At 43.8% G+C, this 22,550-nt stretch carries 22 protein-coding genes; 14 read left to right on the top strand and 8 right to left on the bottom strand.

Features of this window, described 5'->3' with window-relative positions; translation table 11 throughout:
* Positions 1-214 precede the first annotated feature (214 nt).
* Positions 215-1,045, top strand: a complete 831-nt coding sequence (locus EDC16_RS11525; RefSeq protein ID WP_132967998.1) for a helix-turn-helix domain-containing protein — start codon at positions 215-217, stop codon at positions 1,043-1,045.
* Between the two features lies 1 nt (position 1,046).
* Here the strand turns inward: EDC16_RS11525 and EDC16_RS11520 are convergent, their stop codons facing one another.
* The 5 genes from EDC16_RS11520 to celB are packed head-to-tail and all read right to left on the bottom strand — an operon-like array spanning position 1,047 to position 5,409.
* Entirely contained in the window at positions 1,047-1,358 is a 312-nt protein-coding gene (locus EDC16_RS11520) for a PTS lactose/cellobiose transporter subunit IIA (protein WP_132967997.1), read from the bottom strand.
* Positions 1,355-1,669 carry a PTS sugar transporter subunit IIB gene (locus tag EDC16_RS11515; RefSeq protein ID WP_132967996.1) on the bottom strand — a complete coding sequence of 105 codons (315 nt, stop codon included), beginning with the start codon at positions 1,667-1,669 and terminating at the stop codon, positions 1,355-1,357. Before EDC16_RS11515 ends, EDC16_RS11520 begins: the two co-directional genes overlap by 4 nt.
* A 13-nt stretch (positions 1,670-1,682) precedes the next feature.
* Positions 1,683-3,170, bottom strand: coding sequence for a M17 family metallopeptidase (locus EDC16_RS11510; protein WP_132967995.1), 1,488 nt, complete (start codon positions 3,168-3,170; stop codon positions 1,683-1,685).
* Complete coding sequence (locus EDC16_RS11505; protein ID WP_132967994.1) at positions 3,167-4,129, bottom strand: glycosylasparaginase; 963 nt, start codon at positions 4,127-4,129, stop codon at positions 3,167-3,169. The genes EDC16_RS11510 and EDC16_RS11505 overlap by 4 nt, the downstream gene beginning before the upstream one ends.
* Before the next feature lie 2 nt (positions 4,130-4,131).
* A complete protein-coding gene (gene celB, locus EDC16_RS11500; RefSeq protein WP_132967993.1) occupies positions 4,132-5,409 on the bottom strand; it encodes a PTS cellobiose transporter subunit IIC in 1,278 nt (425 codons plus the stop codon).
* Between the two features lie 331 nt (positions 5,410-5,740).
* On the opposite strand from celB, the gene EDC16_RS11495 reads away from it, so the two are divergent.
* The 9 genes from EDC16_RS11495 to EDC16_RS11455 all read left to right on the top strand — a co-directional run bounded on the left by EDC16_RS11495 (position 5,741) and on the right by EDC16_RS11455 (position 15,009).
* A complete protein-coding gene (locus EDC16_RS11495; RefSeq protein ID WP_157330438.1) occupies positions 5,741-6,085 on the top strand; it encodes an MltR family transcriptional regulator in 345 nt (114 codons plus the stop codon).
* 96 nt (positions 6,086-6,181) lie between these two features.
* The gene (gene add / locus EDC16_RS11490; protein WP_132967991.1) at positions 6,182-7,345 is read left to right on the top strand and encodes an adenosine deaminase; all 1,164 of its coding nucleotides are present in this window, start codon (positions 6,182-6,184) and stop codon (positions 7,343-7,345) included.
* A gap of 166 nt (positions 7,346-7,511) precedes the next feature.
* On the top strand, positions 7,512-7,931 hold the full coding sequence (gene rbsD, locus EDC16_RS11485; protein WP_132967990.1) for a D-ribose pyranase: 420 nt from the start codon (positions 7,512-7,514) through the stop codon (positions 7,929-7,931).
* Positions 7,932-7,942: 11 nt separating this feature from the next.
* Positions 7,943-9,442, top strand: coding sequence for a ribose ABC transporter ATP-binding protein RbsA (gene rbsA / locus EDC16_RS11480; protein ID WP_132967989.1), 1,500 nt, complete (start codon positions 7,943-7,945; stop codon positions 9,440-9,442).
* Positions 9,443-9,460: 18 nt separating this feature from the next.
* Positions 9,461-10,441: a ribose ABC transporter permease gene (gene rbsC / locus EDC16_RS11475; RefSeq protein ID WP_132967988.1), complete on the top strand. Its 981-nt coding sequence runs from the start codon at positions 9,461-9,463 to the stop codon at positions 10,439-10,441.
* 87 nt (positions 10,442-10,528) lie between these two features.
* Positions 10,529-11,407 (top strand): ribose ABC transporter substrate-binding protein RbsB, encoded by an 879-nt coding sequence (gene rbsB, locus EDC16_RS11470; RefSeq protein WP_132967987.1) that lies wholly within the window; start codon positions 10,529-10,531, stop codon positions 11,405-11,407.
* A gap of 273 nt (positions 11,408-11,680) precedes the next feature.
* On the top strand, positions 11,681-12,613 hold the full coding sequence (gene rbsK / locus EDC16_RS11465; RefSeq protein ID WP_132967986.1) for a ribokinase: 933 nt from the start codon (positions 11,681-11,683) through the stop codon (positions 12,611-12,613).
* A 16-nt stretch (positions 12,614-12,629) separates the two neighbouring features.
* A complete protein-coding gene (locus EDC16_RS11460; RefSeq protein ID WP_132967985.1) occupies positions 12,630-13,661 on the top strand; it encodes a substrate-binding domain-containing protein in 1,032 nt (343 codons plus the stop codon).
* 352 nt (positions 13,662-14,013) lie between these two features.
* Positions 14,014-15,009, top strand: a complete 996-nt coding sequence (locus tag EDC16_RS11455; protein WP_132967984.1) for an IS110 family RNA-guided transposase — start codon at positions 14,014-14,016, stop codon at positions 15,007-15,009.
* A 105-nt stretch (positions 15,010-15,114) separates the two neighbouring features.
* Here EDC16_RS11455 and pssA read toward each other — a convergent pair whose 3' ends face one another.
* Complete coding sequence (pssA, locus tag EDC16_RS11450) at positions 15,115-16,482, bottom strand: CDP-diacylglycerol--serine O-phosphatidyltransferase (RefSeq protein ID WP_132967983.1); 1,368 nt, start codon at positions 16,480-16,482, stop codon at positions 15,115-15,117.
* Between the two features lie 207 nt (positions 16,483-16,689).
* On the opposite strand from pssA, the gene EDC16_RS11445 reads away from it, so the two are divergent.
* Positions 16,690-17,922, top strand: a complete 1,233-nt coding sequence (locus EDC16_RS11445) for a TrmH family RNA methyltransferase (protein ID WP_132967982.1) — start codon at positions 16,690-16,692, stop codon at positions 17,920-17,922.
* A 9-nt stretch (positions 17,923-17,931) separates the two neighbouring features.
* Here EDC16_RS11445 and EDC16_RS11440 read toward each other — a convergent pair whose 3' ends face one another.
* Complete coding sequence (locus tag EDC16_RS11440) at positions 17,932-18,192, bottom strand: YfhL family 4Fe-4S dicluster ferredoxin (RefSeq protein WP_132967981.1); 261 nt, start codon at positions 18,190-18,192, stop codon at positions 17,932-17,934.
* A gap of 112 nt (positions 18,193-18,304) precedes the next feature.
* On the opposite strand from EDC16_RS11440, the gene EDC16_RS11435 reads away from it, so the two are divergent.
* From EDC16_RS11435 to fbaA, 3 genes are all read left to right on the top strand, one after another.
* Positions 18,305-19,000: a ribonuclease T2 family protein gene (locus tag EDC16_RS11435; protein ID WP_132967980.1), complete on the top strand. Its 696-nt coding sequence runs from the start codon at positions 18,305-18,307 to the stop codon at positions 18,998-19,000.
* A gap of 260 nt (positions 19,001-19,260) precedes the next feature.
* Positions 19,261-20,424 (top strand): phosphoglycerate kinase, encoded by a 1,164-nt coding sequence (gene pgk, locus EDC16_RS11430; RefSeq protein ID WP_132967979.1) that lies wholly within the window; start codon positions 19,261-19,263, stop codon positions 20,422-20,424.
* A gap of 74 nt (positions 20,425-20,498) precedes the next feature.
* The gene (fbaA, locus tag EDC16_RS11425; protein ID WP_132967978.1) at positions 20,499-21,578 is read left to right on the top strand and encodes a class II fructose-bisphosphate aldolase; all 1,080 of its coding nucleotides are present in this window, start codon (positions 20,499-20,501) and stop codon (positions 21,576-21,578) included.
* Between the two features lie 91 nt (positions 21,579-21,669).
* Here the strand turns inward: fbaA and sodA are convergent, their stop codons facing one another.
* The gene (gene sodA, locus EDC16_RS11420) at positions 21,670-22,314 is read right to left on the bottom strand and encodes a superoxide dismutase [Mn] (protein ID WP_132967977.1); all 645 of its coding nucleotides are present in this window, start codon (positions 22,312-22,314) and stop codon (positions 21,670-21,672) included.
* Positions 22,315-22,550 lie beyond the last annotated feature (236 nt).

The following is a 22,550-nucleotide window of genomic DNA, read 5'->3' as shown; positions in this document are numbered from 1 at the left end:
TTCACTACCTCTTTAGGTGTATTTGCGGTGGACTTATAACTTAATTGATTGATTTGATAAATGATTTTTCACATATCGATTTGCAGTTTCTTTGATCTAACGCAAATATTGTAATAGTTATTGTACAAAAAATGATAAATGTAGAAAAACTTTCTGCAAGCCGAATTAAAATCTGATATTGTGCAAAACAATTTGATTAATTGGTTTGAAATATATGGATATTAAATTACATCTGAATGCAACTACAACACCAAAAATTCGTGCTTATATACAACAATCTAGCAAATCAGAAAATGAATTGGCACAAGAGTTGGGAGTTTCCTTGCAAACAATTAGAAAATGGCGGAATAGATCTGATATTTGGGATCGTTCGCACACCCCAAATAAAATACGCAGAACACTTTCAGCAGAACAGGAAATTTTATTGGTCTATTTACGCCGCCACTTAAATTTATCTCTTGATGAGTTAGTAGAGGCTGTGAGAATGCTGATAAATTCGCAAGCCTCACGTGCAGGTATCAGTCGGGTGCTCAAGAAGCAAGATGTTGGTCGAATTTCAAGAAATGCCCTTCCGACAGAAATCGGACATGTTCATTTTGATTTTGTTTGTTTACCAAAAGCTCTCTCCCCAGAGGCAGATTATCTGTTGGTTTTGATTGAAAAGATGACAGGATTTATTAGTTTTGCCTGCTTAGATGAAAAAATGGAAAGAAAGCAAAATATTATTGATTATTTTAAATCTGATCTACTGTTTGATATTAAAACAATTGAGATTAGTAGTAATAATAAACTTGCAATAGATTTTGCTAGAAATTTGTGTAAAAAAAATAAAATACAAATTAATAAATCTATATTGATTGATGTGGATTTTTCAAAAGACTTTACTAAATTAGTGAGTGGTGAATTAACAGATAGTAGATTAGGGTTTGATGCATTATTACTAATTTATGAAGAGTATTTAAATATTGAATTAGCTCGCTCTAGATTAAATAAATTGCCACCATTACAGTATATAAATTCTATTGTTAATCGTGGCAATAATTGAATCATTTTTGTTGGTGAAGATAAATGATTTCTTTTGCAATATCCATTAATAAAACAGCGTTCATGATGTGATCCTGTGCATGAACCATAATGATAGTGACTAGGATTTTTCCCTCCCCTTGATCGCAACTAATCAATTCAGTTTGAATTTGATGAGCTTTTTTCAAGATGTTTTCTGCTTGTAACATATACTCATTACTGAGTGAAAAATCCTTTTTCTTTGCTGCAGAAATAGCTTGGATTAACAAACTCCGACAGCAGCCGGCATTCACAATTAAATTCATAATCTGTTGTTCTAATATATTATTACTCACTTAATATCCTCCAATAAAGATAATGCGTGATCAAGGATTTTTTCTCCATCGGTCATGCCATAATCCATCATATTTATACAATCGACTTTCTTATTATATTCATTGGCAATATTCTGAAAATCACTTAATTTATATGCAATTTGAGGGCCGAGCAATGCACAATCGAATTGCTGAATTAATGTTCTAAAATCTTGAGATCCTTTGGCTTGAATGTTAATTTCTAATCCTCTTTTTTGAGCAGCATTCAGCATTTTTTTAACCACTAGACTGGTTGACATTCCTAAATCACAGACGAGTAAAATAGATTTCATTGTCTTTCTCCTTTCATTGTTTCTCTAAAGTTTGGTTTTTCAAGAATTGATAAAGCAAGGGAATTGGTCTTCCACTGGCGTAAATTCCGTGATCACGTTGAAGTGCTGTTCCGCTTATATCAAGATGAAGCCATTTGCAATTATGAATAAAGCGACTTAAAAAGAAACCGGCAGAAACACAAATTGCAGCATTATTGGATGGCGTGTTACAAAAATCGGCAATCTGGCTTTTTACCTGTTTGAGAAAACTTTCATCATAAGGAAGTTGCCAGATTCGATCTTGGGTTTGTTGAGAGGCTATTATAAATTTTTCTGTGAGTGTCGCATCATTACTCATCATTCCGCTAATATCGTAACCTAAAGCTTTTACAACGGCACCGGTTAAGGTTGCTATGTCGATTAGGTATGTGGGATTTTTATTTGCTGCATAGCTTAGCATATCAGCTAGAATTAGGCGTCCTTCGGCATCGGTATTGATGATTTCTACCGTGTGTTTGGAATGCATGGTTACAATATCCCCTGGACGCATTGCAAGTGCAGTCGGCATATTTTCAGCAAATCCTAATATGATATTAAGGTTAACTGGTAACTTCATTTGGATGACAGTATCGAGCAATCCAATGAGCACAGCTGCGCCGCACATATCATATTTCATTGTCGCCATTCCTTCGCCTGATTTAAGCCAAAGCCCTCCAGTGTCAAAAGTGATACCTTTACCTACAAAAGTATAACTTTCGATGCTATTTATATTGCCTTGATAGCTTAATTCGACAAGATAAGGTAAATTATGGCTACCTTTTCCTACAGCATGTAGTGCATTTAAATTTTGCTTAATTAAATCCTTACTGTTTAGAATATTGATCATTAAGCAATGCTTTTTAGCATAACTTTTCAATTCAAATGCCATATATTCAGGTGTGATATAATTACTTGGTGAATCAGAGTATTGTCTAGAGCGTATCATTCCTGAAACAATGGCTATAATTTCTTGATAGATCGGATTAAATGTATTTTGTTGTTCGTTATCTTTGAATAATGCACCAAATTGTTTAATCGGATTTTTTTGCAATGTTTTATAATTTAAATTTTGTAAATTATAAGACTGATTATAAACCTCGATAAGCAGCTGTTTAATTAATTCAATATCTTCTATTTTATTAATATCAAATAAACTAACATCAATAAAAATAATACTAGAGTGGGATTCTCTTATCTTTTTCCGCAAAAATTCAAAATTAGTTTTTAATGCAGCAGAAGCTTGTTTGGAAATAAATTGTTGACATGCACCAGGATTCTCAGGCAAGAAATAGATATTTTCACAAACAGGATTTAATCCAATTGAAACCGTATTATCAGTATAGCGTTCCAAAGTTGTTTTCAATGACGCAAGTATAGGTAATGTTTCTAAATAATCCAGATTAGATCGCCAAACAAACAAGGTTGATTGCGATAAATATGGATTATACTCCTGCCAATTTGCACTTAAAAAGGATAATTTCATTTTAATTCCCCCGTCACTCTCATTTGATAAGCAGCAAGCCAGTCTTCATCGGCAGGGTGATAGCTAGTTCTGCCATTCTCTTTGTTAGCAAGATAAACTGTAGCTGGAATTGCTTCTGTTGCAATCACAAAAGAGAAATTGTCTATATTCGTTGAAACGCCAACATTACCATTTTTGTTCATACAGACGACGGAAAGATCACCGGCTTTACCATAACGTTCATATAATGTGAGTTCTAATTCATTTAAAGTTGCATCGGCGGCCTGCTGAGGAGACATTCCATCACGCATTTTACGAACGACTTCATAGCTGGTGCAGCCTTTCATTAAATCCTCACCTAAACCAGTCGCTGTCGCCGCACCAATATTGGAATCGGCATAAAATCCGGAGCCAATAATAGGGGAATCACCAACCCTTCCCTGACGCTTCATAAATAAACCACTGGTAGAAGTACCTACGCAGATATTTTGAAGTTGATCCATTGCAATAATTCCAACTGTGTCGTGACCTGAATAAGGGCTTAACCCTCTACCAATAGTCTGGTTATAGCGTTTTTGGTAGAATTCTTTTGCCCGTTCAGTAAGCATGTTTTTTGCCATAAACCCCTTTTTTATTGCCCATTTTTCAGCACCTACGCCGACTAAAATATTGTTGAAGCGTTCATTACTGAGTGATTCGGCAATTAAAATTGGATTGGCAATATTTTTAATTCCAGCAACAGCACCGAATGCCAAGGTTGTACCATTCATAAAAGCCGCATCTAATTCGACTTCTCCTTCTTCATTAGGTAAACCACCATAACCAACCGATTTATAATAGGGATAGTCTTCTACAGTTCTGATCGATTCAGTTATAGCTTTGCTGCTGTGTTCACCGCACTTCAGCAAATAGCTTGCAGAATTAACACCTTCATATGCCATTCTCCAAGTAGCAATTAGTGCCCATTTTCTTTTTTTCATACTTACAGCCCTTGTTCTTTTTGACGGTATTGCGCATCAATAATACGGAAGAATGGTAAATAGATCATTGCGGCAATCAATAGATTTAGAATTTGTATAATTGCGCCGGAAATATGTCCAGTTACAATGAAACCACTGATCACTGGTGGTAGTGTCCAAGGAATATAAACACCAGTGGTTGTAGCAACCAGTTCAAGTGACATTGCGAGATATTGCACAGTGGTAATGATAAGAGGGGCTAAATTAAAAGGAATTAACATAATTGGGTTTAAAATCACTGGTAAACCAAATAAAACCGGTTCATTAATATTGAATATTGATGAACCGATGGCAAGGCGTGATACTTTTTTAGCATGTTGACTACGGGCAAAGATTAGCATTGCCAATACTAGTGCTAAGGTAGAACCTGAGCCCCCCATCCAAATCATATCGAAAAATTGTTCAGTGATGACATGTGGTGGGGTTAAACCATTTTGCATTGCTGTTAAATTCTCAGCCTGATTTTCCAACCAAAATGGACGTAAAATACCATTTACCATTGAGCCTGAATTAATTCCTACTGACCATAATATATTTATACTAAAAACTGTTAAAATAGCACCAATATATGATGTACCGAAATGGCGAATCGGGGCAGCAACAAATTCGTAAATAAAACGGTGAATTGTTTGATATTCAGTGTGTGCGAAGAGTTGTCTGATAATTAAAGCAAAAATTAAAATCACTAATGCAGGAATTAATGCTGCAAATGATTGTTGTACTGCTGGAGGAACTCCTTCAGGCATTTTGATTACAATATTTTTACGGATTAACCAGGTAAAAAGTTCCGTCCATAATAGTGCACCTATCATCGCTATAAATAGTCCTTTTGAGCCAAGCCATTCTGTTGAAATAACAGTACCGATGTTTTCTATTTGTAGAAATGGGGTAACAATCAAGAAAGATGAGAGAGATAAAATTCCTGCAGAGAGCCTATCAATGTTATAACGTTCAGCCAGTCTATAAGCAACTAAGAAAGAAATAAAAATCGCCATAGTCGAAAAAATAGCATTGAATGGAATTTCAATAGTATTTGCCCAATTTTGACCGAATGTTTCTGCCATAAAGATCTTATAGTGTTCACTGGGAAATGAGCTGATTACCAATAAAATAGAACCGACTATAATAAATGGCATAAATGAAATATAGGCATCACGTATTGCACCGAGATGTGGTTGTTGTGCTAATTTACCTGCAATAGGCATTAGTTTATTTTCTAATTTTTTAATAAATGTACTCATAGCAATATCCCTCTTGGAGTGGTGGTAGAGATCTCTGTTTGAAATGTAACACTCTTTTTTGAGATAAAATGTGATCCTTGTCTCAAATGTAAAAATATATCATATGATTATATTTTTTGTTTTTATTTATAATTTTGATTTAACTTAACATTTTTAATGTTTTTATTATTTTAATCATATGATATTTTTATGTAGGTGGTAGGCTTGTTAATACTTTTATTTTGATTATCATAAAAATGTGATTTATATCACAATAAATACTATGGAATTATAAAAGAGTGATATAAATCACATTTAAAAATAAAACCTTAAATATAACGCTGAGATGAAAATGTTATCTGCTAATGCAAAAATGAAAGTGTTGGAAACCGCAACTTTCCATGATATCGAACACTATCTGGCTTTAAAAGTGCGGTTAAACAATGAAAGTCAGGAATATGCGCTGTCATCGACGCTAACGCTGGAGTTTTTGCAGCAATTGCATTCGGTACAAGACAAGGCGATGCTGCAGAAATTGGAAAAAGAGCTGCAATTGACGGCATTGAGCGTGCAAGACAATAAAGATTCGCTGTTGCTGCAAGTCAAAACCCTACGCAGTGAAAAAATCCTGCGTTCTTATCTGCTGCTTTCGATCAGCACCCTCTGCGAACAGTTACAGATTGAAAGTCCGTTGTAATCCTGTGCTAAGCCGAAGCTATCCGAATGATAGCTTGCTTTTTCAACGATAATCACTAAAATCAGCCCAATATTTTTGATTGTCGAGGATTCTACTATGACCGCACTTTTCAACCACACTTTACCCAAAGTGGTGCTGCACGAACATATCGAAGGTTCTGTCGCACCGCACTTGGCATTGCAACTGGCGGAAAAATACCAAGTGCGGTTGCCGCCGGATTTTTTATATCAAGCGGGCGAATATGATCCGCTGGATTTTCCGAACGGGCGCTATCGTTATGACGAATCAGATTTTCGCGAGTTTGTGAAAACCTATGATACCGTCGCTGATCTGGTGCGTGATGCGCAAGATTACTATTGGGTGACCAAAGACTATCTCAGTCGTAACGCCAAACAGGGGCTGATTTACTGCGAGCTGATCACCTCTGCTTTTCATATGTGCACCAGCGTTGACGAACACGGCAACACCGCTTGGTCGGCACAGCGTTACCACGACATTATGCAAGGCATTGAACAAGCGATTGCCGAAGTGCGCTCAGAGTACGGCACCGAAACCCGTTTGCATGCCTGTGGCGTACGCCATCTGCCTTATGCGGATATGCTGGCGAGTGCCGCATTTATTGCGCAAAACCCGCGTACTTCGGTCAGCGGCTTTAACATCGCCGGCAATGAAAAAGCAGGACAGTTCTCCGATTTCGCCGAGTTACATCAATTGGTTGCTGAAATTCCGCTGCCGAAATCCTATCACGCCGGCGAAATTTGTGGCGCAGAAAGTGTATGGCAGGCGATCAAGTACGGTGCGGTCAGAATCGGTCATGGCATTGCCTCGATTCAGGATCCTGAATTAATTAATTTATTGATTGAACAGCAAATTACTTTAGAAGTTTCCCCCTGCAGCAACCGAATTTTAGTACCGGAATTGCAGGCTTCGCTGGCCGAGCATCCGCTGCGTAAATTGTATGATGCCGGGGTGCGGGTCTGCATCAACACCGATGATGCCGGGCTATTCGGCACTGATATTGAAAAAGAGTACCGGATTGCGGCACAGCAATTTGGCTTCTGCCGTGCGGAGCTGTTTGACATCAGCCTGTGTGCTTTAGAGTGTGCCTTTGTGGAAAGTGCGGTCAAAGCGCAACTGATCCAGCATGTTTATCAACAATTTACCGCACAAGATTGGCAACAGCTTGCCGACCTTATCCAAACTTGCCCGAATCCAGCGCTAAAAGTGCGCTTGCAGCAGCGCTTGACCTATCGTCAATAATCTTCCATTAGGGCGGTATTTTAACCGCCCTACAATCTAAAATCCGATCCAGCTCACATTCTGTCATAAATCCGGTTCTGTTTTCAGATTTTCTTCTCTAGAATGTGTTCAAATCTCATCGAAACGTTTCGATGAAAAGTACAAAAAAGAAATTTAAGGATACCAGATGAAGAAAACCGCACTTTTAAATGCACAGCTATCGCATTTGATCGCCACCCTAGGGCATACCGACAGTTTGACGGTGTGCGATGCGGGGTTGCCGATTCCGGACAGCATTGAGCGGGTTGATTTGGCGCTGACCGCCGGCGTACCGCACTTTGTGCAAACGGTGGCGGTGGTGACCGAAGAATTATTTGTCGAAAGTGCGGTGCTGGCGGAGGAGATTGAAACCCAAAATCCAGAAGTGCATCAAGCGTTATTGCAACAGCTAAAACAATTGGAACAGCAACAAGGCAATAAAATTGCGCTGGATTATGTCAGCCATGAAGAGTTTAAAGCGTTGAGTTGCCAATCAAAAGGCATTGTGCGCAGCGGCGAATGCACGCCTTATGCCAATGTGATTCTGCATTCCGGCGTGCCGTTTTAAGGGGAAATTGAATGCAAGCGCAAACTTTATTACGCATACAAGGCATTGATAAATCCTTCCCCGGCGTGAAAGCATTGAACAACGCCTGCCTGAATGTGTATGCCGGGCGGGTGATGGCGTTGATGGGCGAAAACGGCGCCGGCAAATCGACCCTGATGAAAGTTCTGACAGGCATCTACAGCAAAGATCAAGGCACGATTGAATATCTGGGCAACGCGGTGACATTCAAGGGGCCGAAAGACTCGGAAGAGGCAGGCATTAGCATTATCCACCAAGAATTGAACCTGATTGACAATCTGACGATTGCGGAAAATATTTTTCTCGGCTGCGAATTTGTCAACCGATTCGGCAAAATAGATTGGGCGAAAATGTATCGGGAAGCCGACAAATTACTGGCGAAATTGGGCGTGAAACACAGTAGCCGCACGCTGGCTGGCGAGCTGTCGATCGGCGAATTACAAATGGTGGAAATTGCCAAAGCGATCAGTTTTAAATCGCGGGTGATTATTATGGACGAACCAACTGATGCGTTGACCGACACCGAAACCGAGTCATTGTTTAAGATTATTCGTGAATTGACCGCCGAAGGCTGCGGTATTGTTTATATTTCGCATCGGATCAAAGAGATTTTTGAGATTTGCGACGATGTGACCGTGTTGCGTGACGGCGAATTTATCGGCGAAAGTGCGGTGGCGGATCTGAATGAAGACCGTTTAATTGAAATGATGGTCGGTCGCCGCTTGGACGAATACTACCCGCATTTAGAAAAAGCCCGCGGCGAAACGCGCTTGACGGTCAGCAACCTGTCGGGCAGTGGCGTGCACAATGTCAATTTTACGCTGTATGCCGGCGAAATTCTGGGGGTTTCCGGTTTGATGGGCGCCGGCAGAAGCGAACTGATGAAAGTGATCTACGGCGCATTGCCGAAAACCGCAGGCGAAGTGCGGTTGAACGGCAAAATCGTTGAAAATCGCAGCGAACAAGACGGTTTGCAAAACGGGATTGTGTACATCTCTGAAGATCGCAAAGGCGACGGCTTGGTGTTGGGGATGTCGGTGAAAGAGAATATGACCTTGACCGCACTTCAGCATTTTTCCCAATATGGCTATATCCAAAAAGGCGCAGAACGCTTGGCGGTGGACGATTTTATCCTGTTGTTCAATATCAAAACCCCAAATCGCGATCAACAGATCGGATTACTATCCGGCGGCAACCAGCAAAAAGTGGCGATTGCCAAAGGCTTGATGACCCGTCCGCAGGTGCTGATTCTGGACGAGCCGACCCGCGGCGTGGATGTCGGGGCGAAAAAAGAGATCTATCAATTGATCAATAAATTTAAAAACGAAGGGCTGAGTATTATTTTGGTCTCTTCGGAAATGCCGGAAGTGTTGGGCATGAGCGATCGGATTTTGGTGATGCATGAGGGTGAAATAAGCAGCGAATTTATGCGCGGCGCGGCGACACAAGAGCAGCTGCTGGCGGCGGCAATCGGCAAAAACGGTCACAACTGATTTGAGGTAAACGGAAAAATGGTCACGACAACAAAAAAGACAGCTTTTAATTTGAAGGGATTTTTAATCGAACAACGTTCGATTATTGCACTACTGGTATTGGTGTTTATCGTTTCGCTGTTGAACCCGAATTTCTTCAGCATCGACAATATCTTAAATATTCTGCGTCAAACCTCGGTGAATGCGATTATCGCGGTCGGCATGACGTTTGTAATTCTGATTGCCGGCATCGATCTCTCGGTCGGTTCAGTGTTGGCGCTGACCGGCGCATTTGCCGCCACCATGGTCGGCTTGGACATTTCGATTTTTATCGTGGTGCCGGTGGTGTTGATCGCCGGAATGTTGCTTGGCGGTGTCAGCGGTTTGATTGTCGCCAAAGGCAAGGTGCAGGCGTTTATCGCCACCTTAGTCACCATGACCTTATTGCGCGGGGTCACCATGGTTTACACCGACGGTCGTCCGGTCAGCACGGGTTTTTCCGATAGTGCCGATCAATTTGCGTGGATTGGCACGGGCTATTTGTTCGGTATTCCGGTGCCGATCTGGATTATGGTGTTGGTGTTTGCGCTGGCATGGTACATTTTGCAGCACACTCGCATGGGGCGTTATATCTATGCGTTAGGCGGTAACGAAGCGGCGACCAAATTGTCCGGCATTAATGTCACCAAAATCAAACTGTTCGTGTTTGCCGCCAGTGGCATGCTGGCTGCATTGGCAGGATTGATCGTCACCTCGCGTTTATCGTCGGCACAACCGACCGCAGGGGTCAGCTATGAACTGGATGCGATCGCCGCAGTAGTGGTTGGCGGCACCAGTTTAATGGGCGGCAAAGGGCGTGTGATGGGCACCTTAATCGGAGCGTTGATTATCGGTTTCTTGAATAACGCATTGAATATTTTGGATATTTCATCTTACTATCAGATGATAGCGAAAGCGGTGGTTATTCTGGTTGCGGTATTAGCGGATAACTATTTGGGTAACAAAAGTCTTAAGTCATAATACTTTAAGTCATAAAACTTTAAGTTATAAACAACAGCCGTAAAGTGCGGTTTAATTCACCTTAACGTTTAACAACGAGGAAACAGTATGAAAAAATTAACTACAGTCGCATCTGCATTAATCATGAGTTTGGCGGTCAGCGGTTCTGCGTTGGCGAAAGAAACGCTTGCGTTGGCGGTTTCGACCTTAGACAACCCGTTCTTCGTGAGCCTAAAAGACGGCGCGCAAAAAGAGGCGGACAAATTGGGCTACAATTTGGTGGTATTGGACTCACAAAACGATCCGGCAAAAGAGCTTGCCAATGTGGAAGATTTGCTGGTGCGTGGCGCTAAAGTGTTGCTGATTAACCCGACTGATTCTGAAGCGGTCGCCAATGCAGTGATGCGTGCCAACAAACAAGGCGTGCCGGTCATCACCTTGGATCGTGGTGCAGCCAAAGGGGAAGTGGTCAGTCACATCGCCTCTGATAACGTTGCCGGCGGCAAACTGGCCGGGGATTTCATTGCGGAAAAATTGGGCAAAGAAGCTAAAGTGATCCAACTGGAAGGCATCGCCGGCACTTCAGCGGCACGTGAGCGCGGCGAAGGCTTTGCGCAAGCGGTTGAGGCAAACGGCTTTGCCTTATTGGCAAGCCAACCGGCGGATTTTGACCGCACCAAAGGCTTGAACGTGATGGAAAACCTGTTGGCGAGCCAAAGTGCGGTGCAAGCGGTGTTTGCGCAAAATGACGAAATGGCATTGGGCGCATTGAGAGCGTTGCAAGCGGCGAAAAAAGAGGTGTTAGTCGTCGGTTTTGACGGCACTGACGATGCCGTGCGTGCGGTGGAAGCCGGAAAATTGGGCGCAACCATTGCGCAACAACCGGAAAAAATCGGCGAATTGGGCGTAGCAACGGCGGATCGCGTATTGAAAGGTGAGCCGGTCGAAGTGATGATTCCGGTGCCGTTGAAAGTGGTGAGTAAATAATTTAACAGAAATCGGGCGAGAATTCCTGCCCTAGACGGCTGACAAAGGTTAAAATACACAATAAATATTGTAAAAGTAGGGGCGGATTATATATCCACCCGCACCGCACTTTTCATTTTTCCTTCATTGATTAAGTGCTTATACTGCACTTCGCAAACGGGCGGATAGTTAATCCGCCCCTACTTTGCCTCATGAATGACTTTGTCAATAATCTGGAGCGGATATTTCCGCCCGATTTGATGTAAAAATAAACTGATGTAAAGCAGGTAGTTTATGACACAAACAAAAAAACTGGTGGTGCTGGGTAGTATTAACGCCGATCATGTTCTTGCCGTACCGCACTTTGTCAAACCGGGCGAGACGTTGGCAGGCAACGGGTATCACATCGCTTACGGCGGCAAGGGCGCTAATCAGGCAGTGGCTGCGGCTCGCCTAGGGACGCAGACCGATTTTATCGCCTGTATCGGTGACGACACTTTAGGCACAGCGATGAAAAATGCATTTGCACAGGACGGCATCAATACCGACAGTATTGTAACGATTCCGAATGAAATGAGCGGCATTGCGATGATTCAGGTGGCAGCAAGCGGTGAAAACAGCATTGTATTGGCGGCTGGCGCCAATGCGTATTTAGATCAGACGGTAGTTGATAAATTTGCCGACAACATCGCACAAGCCGATGCGTTGCTGATGCAGTTGGAAACACCGTTATCCGGCATCACAGCCGCGGCTAAAATAGCCAAAGCCAACGGCACGCAAGTGATTTTAAATCCGGCACCGGCACAATCGTTGCCCGATGAACTGTTAGCACAGCTGGATATGATCACCCCGAACGAAACCGAAGCTGAGATTCTGACCGGCATTAGGGTGACGGATCAAGACAGCGCACAGCAAGCGGCGAATGTGTTTCATCAAAAAGGCATTGCGACGGTGTTGATTACGTTAGGCGCAAAAGGCGTATTTGTCAGTGAAAAGAGCGGTTTTAATCGGATTATCGCCGGTTTTCGTGTGCAGGCGGTAGATACCACTGCCGCAGGCGACACCTTCAACGGCGCTTTGCTGACCGCACTTTTAGAACAAAAAAGTTTAGTGCAGGCAATCCGTTTTGCCCACGGCGCAGCGGCGCTTTCGGTGACCCGTCACGGCGCACAACCGTCGATCCCGACCCGGGAGCAGACGGACAGTTTTCTTTTGGCTCAAGCGTAAAAATGAGGGAAAGAAGATGGCGACGATGAAAGATATAGCCCGTTTGGCACAGGTTTCCACCTCGACGGTGTCGCACGTCATCAATAATTCCCGTTTTGTCAGCGATGAAATTCGCGATAAGGTGCTGGCGGTGGTGCGTGAGTTGAATTATACCCCGTCGGCACTGGCGCGCAGCTTAAAAATCAAAGAAACCAAGACCATTGGAATGCTGGTGACCGCCAGTGCCAATCCGTTTTTTGCCGAAGTGCTGCGCAGTGTGGAGCGTTATTGTCATCGTCACCAATATAACTTGATTTTGTCTTATACCGACGGTGACGGCGAACGGCTGCAACGCAATCTGGAAACCTTGATCCGCAAACAGGTAGACGGCTTGATTTTGATGTGTGCCGAATCCCATTGGCAATTAAATGATGATATCAGCCAGCGGCTACAGCTGCCGATGGTGATGCTCGACTGGTGGCCGACCGCACTTAATGCGGATAAAGTGCATGAAAATTCAGAATATGGCGGCTATTTGGCGACAAAAACCTTAATTGATGCCGGACACCGCGATATTGCGATTATCACCGGCAGTTTCAAAAAATCCCTGGCGTTAAATCGTTTGAACGGTTATCAGACCGCACTTTCACAGGCGGGTATTCCGTTCAGACAAGATCGGGTGTTCGAAAGCCATTTTGATATTGTCAGCGGCATTGAAAGCATGCAGCAGATCCTGCGGCTCGATCCGCGCCCAAGTGCGGTATTTGCCTGTTCGGATACGATTGCCATCGGCGCTTATCAGGCGGTTTGGCGCGCCGGCTTGCAAGTCGGCAAAGATATTTCGATTATTGGCTATGACAATATCGAATTGGCGCAATACCTTTCGCCACCGCTGACCACCATCCACCAATCAAAAAACAATCTCGCCAAACAAGCGGTGGAAATGCTGCTGGCGAGGATCAAAAATCCACAGCTGCCGTACCGCACGTTAACCCTCGAACCGCACTTGGTGTGGCGCGAATCAGTGGCGCTGCGGGGTGTTAAAGGATTTGTTGTGACAGTAAGTTAAAATGCGGTTTCACCGCACCCAGATTATTGACAAAGATATTTGATGAGGCAACGTAATGTAGGGGCGGATTGCATCCGCCCATTTGCGAAGTGCGATATAAGCACTTAATCAATAAAGGAAAAATGCAAAGTGCGGTTCGGGGCGATATATAATCGCCCCCTTGTATCTTGCCCCACTCAAAATGGTCAGACATTATATCACTGACCGCCAAGGATAATAGTATATTGTTCGCCCCCTGAGTGCCTAGACACTGTAAAGTAGATAAAACTATTATCCTTTCATCAATAATCTGAATGGTATCAAAGCGCGCACAACTTGTGCTGACGCTGCATTGACAAGGATAGAAAAGATGATGAATAACAAAATAATGGGGATTGATGTTTCTAAGCATAAACTGGATTGTGCCCTGATAAACGACCTGAATATCGGTAAAAGCCGTAGCAAAGTCGTTCCTAATACCGATGACGGGTTTTATGCGCTGATTCAGTGGCTGAAGAAAAAGACGGATAATGACCTTGCTCATTTGCATATCGTAATGGAAGCCACAGGAGTTTACCACGAAGCCGTTGCCTATTTTCTCGCTGAAGCGGGTTTTACTCTGTATGTGGTTAATCCTGCGGATGCTGCCAAATTCACACAATCTTGCAACGTACACAAAACGGATAAAACAGACAGTAAAGCGCTTGCTCAGTTTGGCATACAGATAATCTTGCATGGACATGTCCGCCCTTGGCAGCCCGAACCGAAGGCGATTAGGGAGTTGAAGGCGTTAATCAGTCGGCTGGATGCGCTTGAAGCAGATTTGCAGCGGGAACGGAATCGGATGGAAAAAGCAGAGGTCTCATCGGCTTCCATATCGGTTATTCAGTCGATTGAAGTCATTCAGCAGAATTTAATGACTGAAATTAAACGATTAAAGCAGCATATCAATAACCATATCGACCGCCATCCGCAGCTGAAACAAGATGTGAGATTGTTGAAAAGTATCCCCGGTGTCGGCGAAGTGGTTGCGCTACGCATGACAACACTTTACCGCAGTCGCACTTTTCAAAATGCCGGACAGATGTCAGCTTATGTGGGATTGGTGCCGAGGCTAGGTGAATCAGGTCTGTTTCGCGGACGGTCGATGATATCGAAGCGTGGTAATCCGATTATACGAGCAAAGCTGTATATGGGAGCAGTCGTGGCGAAGCAATATAATCCCGATATTCGCAGGCTGATAGAGCGGTTGCTGACTAATGGAAAGACGATGATGCAGGCGCTAGTGGCGGGTATGCGGCGCATTGTGCATATTTGCTTTGGTGTGTTGAAACATCAGAGGGAATATCAACCTCAAATCAGCATGTGATTGAGGTTGATTTTAGGTGGAAGAGATGGTATCTACTGTTACAACATTAATCGTGTATTTTAACCTTTGTCAGCAGTCTTAGTGCGGTTTCAGCGCACCCTGATTTTACAGCACTAAGCGTACGATTTTATCGGCTTGTAAACGGCGGAAGCGGTTAAGTAGTTTTTTGACTTCCGGCGGATAACTGTGCAGTTTTTCCAGTTCACGGTAGTGGCGAAGTTGCTGAGTGTGTTGGCGGATAGTTTGCAGTTCACGCTGCACCTGTGGTTGCAATTGCTGCTGCGGATCTTGAATCAACAGCGCATTTTCTGCGTCCAAGCGCCAAGCACGTGGGTTGAGGTTGTTGCCGGTCAATAAAATATAGTGATCATCGACCCATACCCCTTTCAGGTGGTAGGAGTTATCGCCGTGTTGCCACAAACGCACCGTCAGTTGACCATTATTCAGCATTTTTTGCTGCTTTTTGCAGAAATTTCGCAAATTCATTTCATACAGATAAGGTAATGCTGCCGACATGTTAAACGGTTTGTCCGGTGCAACATAAAAATCGTTGGCAGTTTTGTCACCGACAATAATTTCCACTGCTTTCCCCTCTTTCAACAACTGTGCCAGTTGCAGCCGTAGGCTGCGTGGAAAGTTGAAATAGGGAGTGCAAATGGTCAGTTTTTGCTGTACCACACCGAATAATGCCTCGATAACAGCATTCAATTGATTGCCGTTTGATAGCCCGAAAATCGGTGAAATCAGCAACTGGTTTGGATCGAACCTGACCGTCTCACTGACGCGATATTGGCTGTGTTGGCTGAGTTTTTTCCGATAGTGGCGAATCGCAGGGCGGATGCTCTTGTCTTTGCGGACGGGCTGATCCAAACGCTGCACCGCACTTTGATCGTTCAGGCAGTCGCTTAAAAATGTGACAAAACTGTCGGCTAACGCGCGGTTGCGGATTTTTTGGTAGCGGTCATAACGATATTTATCTTGTTGATGCAAATAGACATTATTAATACTGGCGCCACTGTAGAGAATGGTGTCGTCGAACACCGAGCCTTTAATGTGCAGCACCCCGAACAGTTCACGGGTGTTGATCGGCACGCCGTGGAAAGCAATATCGTTTTGTGGATCCAGCGCATGTTTTTGGCGTTGCTCGGTATACCATTCAGCGTTGGTCTGTTGGGTTTCGGCACCGATTAAACCGCGCTGTGCCCGGTGAAAATCGACAAACACGTGAATGTCCAATTGTGGATTACGTTGTTTCGCCTGATATAATTCAGCCAGCATTTCTTGACCGGCTTCATCGTTTTGCCAGTAAAGTGCGGTAATGTAAATGCGTGTTTTTGCCTGCCGGATCAGCTGAATAAAGTGTTGTTTATAGTCTGCGGTGGAGTAAATAAACTCTACACCTTCCGCTATTTGTGGCAGAAACGGCAGAGATTGTAGCTGGTGCAAAGACTGACGATATTTAGTATTCGGCATAAACAATAATAATTAATAATCAAAAGTATCAAAATTCAAAAAAGACAATAAAGTGATTTAGTTTACCTGCGTTAATTCGGTTTGAACAGGGTTTTGCTGAGAAGTTTGCTTAAATTGAGATAAAAATTTGCTATAATAAGCGCCATATCACGTTTGTATGTTGGCGCATATAAACGCTATTTCAGCCATCAACCTATAGGCACCTGCATGAACGATAAATCCAGCCGCAAACCAGCATTTCAACAACCTAAATCCGGTAGCCGTTTTTCGGCGAAAGAGCCGCGTGGCGAGCGCAGTTCGCCGCGCAATCCTCGTTATGACGGCGGACGTGCTGAACCACGTGGTGACAGACAGGAAAAACGGTTTTCAGAAAACCGCACTTCAGATAAACCTCGTTTTGAGAACCGCCCTACCGGGGATCGTCGCCGCTTCAACGAGAAAGAGGGGGAGCGTAACGAACGGAGAGCACCACGTCAAAACCGAGAAAGTGGGCGTGATGAGCGTAGCCGTGATAGCCGCAACAGTGATAACCGTAGCAGAGACAATAGAGAGCGTCAGGGTAGCACAACACCTGCTTTTGTCTGGGGCGAGCGAGAAATGAAAGCGACTAAAGCCGGGAAAAACAGCGAAGGCAGTGTTAAGGTGATGATTAAAGGTGACGTCGCCGGGGAGAAAAAAACCGGCCCGTTGTCACCGCGTGCACCGGAAAAAATTCGTAAGAACCGCAATGAAGAGATGAAAATCTATGGCGAAGCCGCTTGTTTGGCGCTGTTCCGGCAGCGCCCGGAAAGTATTGTTCGTTTGTGGACCAATATTGAAACCAGCCACCGTATCGGCAAACTAACCAGCTATTTAGCAACTGCGAAGAAAGCATATCATGTGGTGGACAACGCCGAATTGGCGTTGGTGAGCGGTAGTGAGCATCACGGTGGAATTTGTATGCTAGTCAAAAAAGCAACGCCGATGAATTTGGAAGCGTATCTAAAAACCGCTAAATTGCAAGATTGTGTACTGTTGCTTGACGGCATTGACAATGCTTATAATGTCGGCGGGGTGATCCGCACCGCTGCGTACTATGGCGTAAAAGGCATTGTTTGTGAAAGTGCGGATAAGCTGTATTCAGCTGCCGCCGCCAGAGTGGCGGAGGGGGCGATGGAGCATATTTATGCGTTGGAAAGCAGCAGCACTGAAACGGCGTTGAAAGCGTTGAAAAACGCGGGGTATCAATTGGTTGCAGTCACGGCAAATAAACAGGCGCAACCGTTGGATAAAGTAGTGTTAAGCGATAAAGTGGCGTTTGTACTCAGTGAAACAATGCCGGCACAAGCCAATCCATTGGTTGAACAATCGGTGGTATTGTCGTTTGAAAATCCGTTGAATAGCGGTTTGAATGTGGCGGTCAACGCAGGTGTGTTGTTGTCACGTTGGTATTTCCGCTAGCGCAACAGTTTAAAGTTTGTCTGAATGGTGCAGCAGAGCAAAGCGTTCCCAGAGCGTGTCTTCTGACTCGATATGTTCTGGGTCTGTAATAATGCAATGGTTAATCGGACAGACTTTTTGGCAGGTCGGAACATCATAATGCCCGACACATTCGGTGCACAGAGCGGGGTCAATCACATAGATTTCTTCGCCCATGCTGATCGCCTGATTCGGGCATTCAGGTTCGCACATATCACAGTTTGTGCATTTTTCGGTGATCAGCAGCGCCATAAATATTGTCTCAAGTTTTAGATGGGATCGGATTAAAAAGCGGATGATTATAATCAAAGTCGCCGAAAAAACCAACAACTCTAACCTTTAAATTTTTATTGAAAAAACTGTTATGCAACTAAATTCATCTAAAATTTCGCAGCTTGCGCTGTTTATTGTTCTGTTTTTTGCTTTGATTTTAAGTGCGCTGTATTTTTCCTATCGTCAAAAAGCCTCGATTGATGCCGTGTTGGAGAGCGATTATGATGTTTCGATGGCAAGGGATTCCATCGGGCAGAATAAAAATGCAAAAACCGGTTACTACACCCTAGTGCTTTCATGGTCGCCGGGTTATTGTCAGAATTTGCGAGCCGGTAATGCCGGGGCGATTCCTAAATCGGCAGCTTATCAATGTGGAGAGACCCAAAAATTCGGTTGGGTTATTCACGGTTTGTGGCCACAGAGTGCGACGGCACGCCGGGTCAGCGATCATCCGCGTTTTTGTCAAGGCGATTTGCCGCCACTGGAAGTGGCATTGTTAGAGAAATATCTGGCTCATTCCCCGAGTTTGCAGTTGTTGCAGGGAGAGTGGGAGAAACATGGCGCTTGTGCGTTTAGTCAAGCAAAAGACTATTTTGACAAACAACAAGAATTGTTTCAGAGCTTGAAATTGCCGGATTATGATCTCAAACGTTCAGACTTATTTGCTTGGTTGCGGCGCAATAACCCACAGTTAAGCGGTAAATATCTGGGAGCTGGGCGTGATGAGCTGCAAATTTGCTATGATTTGGCATGGCAGGTGATCAACTGCCCGAAAATTCGATTCTAGCAGAATTACTAAAAATTCTGGGTTAAAGTGCCGTAATTGCAAAAGAAATGTGTTCAAAGTGTTAAAATTGGCTGCGCTTGTTGGTAAAAAATCAGATAGGTTCTGCCACAAAAAAGTTTTGGCGGTATAATCAAAAGACCCTAATTTCAAACATTAAAATTTTACATTGTGGCGCTAGATTAAATTGCTATAATCAATCCGCTACGGTACACAGAAATCGCTGTAAAATTATCAATCACAATTAAATAAGAGGACTTATTATGTCAGTAATTAAAATGACCGACTTGGATTTGGCGGGTAAACGTGTTCTTATTCGTTCCGATTTAAACGTACCGGTGAAAGACGGGAAAGTGACTTCCGACGCGCGTATCAAAGCATCGATCCCGACAATTGAGCTGGCGCTGAAGCAAGGTGCGAAAGTGATGGTCACTTCTCACTTCGGTCGTCCTACGGAAGGCGAATATAACCCGGAATATTCGTTGCAGCCGGTGGTTGATTATTTGAACAAAGCATTAGACGTGCCGGTGCGCTTAGTTAAAGATTATTTGGATGGGGTAGACCTTGCTCCAAATGAATTGGTGGTGTTGGAAAATGTACGCTTCAATAAAGGCGAAAAGAAAAACGAAGACGAGTTGACCAAAAAATATGCTGCGCTTTGCGATGTGTTTGTAATGGATGCTTTCGGTACTGCACACCGCGCACAAGGTTCGACCCATGGTGTGGCAAAATTTGCCACAGTAGCCTGTGCCGGTCCGTTGTTGGCAAATGAATTAGAAGCTTTGGGCAAAGCATTGAAAAGTCCAGCTCGCCCAATGGTTGCTATCGTTGGTGGTTCTAAAGTATCGACCAAATTAACCGTGTTGGATTCTTTATCAAAAATTGCGGACCAACTGATTGTGGGTGGCGGTATTTCCAATACTTTTGTTGCTGCGCAAGGCTTGAATGTCGGACAATCGCTGTATGAAGCCGATTTGATTCCGGAAGCCCAGCGTTTAATGCAAATTGCGGATATCCCATTGCCAAGCGATGTACGTGTTGCCACTGAATTTTCTGAAACTGCACCGGCAATTGAAAAAGCCGCAACAGACGTGCAAGATAATGAACAAATTTTGGATCTGGGTGATCAATCAGCAGAAGTGCTGGCAGAGATTATTCGTAGTGCCAAAACCATTTTGTGGAACGGTCCGGTTGGCGTGTTTGAATTCCCTAATTTCCGTAACGGCACTGAAATTGTAGCAAAAGCGATTGCAGACAGTGATGCTTTCTCGATTGCGGGCGGCGGGGACACCTTAGCGGCAATCGATTTGTTTGGTATTGCCGACAAAATCTCTTATATTTCAACCGGTGGTGGCGCATTCTTAGAGTTCGTTGAAGGTAAAGTATTGCCGGCAGTGGCGATTTTGGAAGAGCGTGCCAAAGCATAAACCGCACTTGAGTTAATCTGATTTATCAACTTTGAGAGTTGTAACAGCTCTCGTTTAAACATAGGAAATCTACCATGTCAAAATTATTAGATATTGTAAAACCGGGCGTTATTACCGGCGATGATGTACAAAAAGTCTTTGCTTATGCCAAACAACACGGCTTTGCTTTGCCGGCGGTAAACTGCGTTGGTACTGACTCAGTGAATGCCGTATTGGAAACTGCGGCACGGGTTAAAGCGCCGGTTATTGTGCAGTTTTCTAACGGTGGGGCTCAATTTTATGCGGGTAAAGGTATCAAGCCAACCGATGGTTCTCGTGCGGATGTATTGGGTGCGGTAGCCGGTGCAAAACACGTACATCAACTGGCAGAACATTACGGAGTGCCGGTGATTTTACATACCGACCATGCCGCTAAAAAATTGTTACCCTGGATCGACGGTTTATTAGAGGCCGGTGAAAAACACTTTGCAGAAACCGGTAAACCACTGTTTTCTTCACACATGATCGACCTTTCTGAAGAGCCGATGGAAGAGAATATGGCGATTTGCCGTGAATACTTAGCGCGGATGTCAAAAATGGGCATGACACTGGAGATCGAAATCGGTATCACCGGTGGTGAAGAAGACGGCGTAGACAATTCCGGTGTTGATGAATCCAAATTGTATACTCAGCCGGAAGACGTGTTGTATGTTTATGATCAATTGAATCCGGTCAGCCCGCGTTTCACCATCGCTGCGGCATTTGGTAACGTACACGGTGTGTACAAACCAGGTAACGTGAAGTTAAAACCGTCTATTTTAGGTGCGTCACAAGAGTTCGTTTCTAAAGAGCGTAATCTGCCACCAAAATCAATGGACTTCGTGTTCCATGGTGGTTCCGGTTCTTCAACTGCAGAAATCCGCGAAGCCATCAGCTACGGTGCGATCAAAATGAACATCGACACCGATACCCAATGGGCAGCTTGGGAAGGTATTCTGAACTTCTATAAAGCGAACGAAGCTTATTTACAAGGTCAGCTGGGCAATCCGGAAGGCGCTGATTCACCAAACAAAAAATTCTATGACCCGCGTGTTTGGTTGCGTAAATCAGAAGAAGCCTTGTCCAAACGTTTGGAACAGTCTTTTGATGACTTAAATTGCCGTGATGTACTGTAATTGCGGCTAGTTTGAAGCGCCACGAATAAGGCGCTTCTGCTCATAATAAAAAAGCACTCGTGTTGAGTGCTTTTTACGTTTTATCAATATGTTATTTGCTGTGGCAGCAGCAATCAGATGCTTTTTTATCAAAGCGAGCTGCTGCTTCGTCCCAGTTGACTACGTTCCAGAAGGCTTTGATGTAATCCGGACGGCGGTTTTGATACTTCAGATAATAGGCGTGTTCCCAAACATCCAAGCCTAAAATCGGGAAGCCTGCTACACCTGCAATCTCTTTGCCCATCAATGGTGAGTCTTGGTTGGCGGTGGAGACAACAGATAATTTTCCGTCATTCAGCACTAACCATGCCCAACCTGAACCGAAGCGGGTTGCAGCTGCTTTTTCAAATTCCGCTTGGAACGCTTCAACAGAACCGAAATCGTGCACGATAGCGTCTTTCAATGCGCCTTGTAAAGTAGTGCCTAATTTCAACCCTTTCCAGAACAGTGAATGGTTAGCGTGTCCACCGGCATTGTTGCGAAGTGCGGTGCGTTTATCAGCAGGGATTTTGTCCAAATTAGCAATCAGTTCACCGGGACATTTGTCTTGCCATTCCGGCAAGGTCTCTAACACCGCATTGGCATTGTTCACATAGGCTTGATGGTGTTTGGAATGGTGAATTTCCATGGTTTGTTTGTCAAAGTGCGGTTCTAATGCATCGTAGGCATAAGGTAATTCAGGTAGAGTATAAGCCATTTTCATTTCCTCATTTGGTTGAATAAAGCGCTAAAAATAGTGTTTCAGTAATGCTTCGTTAGGATGAAGCGAATCGAATTTTCGATACTCAGTGTAGCAAAGAAATTGATCGAGATCATTAAATGTTTATTGATAAATATGTCAGATTAGATTTCGCATAAAATAGAAAGGCAGAACGTTTATTTTCTGCCTTTTGTCGCTTAAACCAGCTTGTGGCTGACCGCACTTTTATGTTT

The organism is Testudinibacter aquarius (assembly GCF_004342725.1).
GTDB lineage: Bacteria > Pseudomonadota > Gammaproteobacteria > Enterobacterales > Pasteurellaceae > Chelonobacter > Chelonobacter aquarius.
The sequence above is the reverse complement of the archived record's forward strand: the minus strand, read 5'-3'. Positions and strand labels throughout refer to the sequence as shown.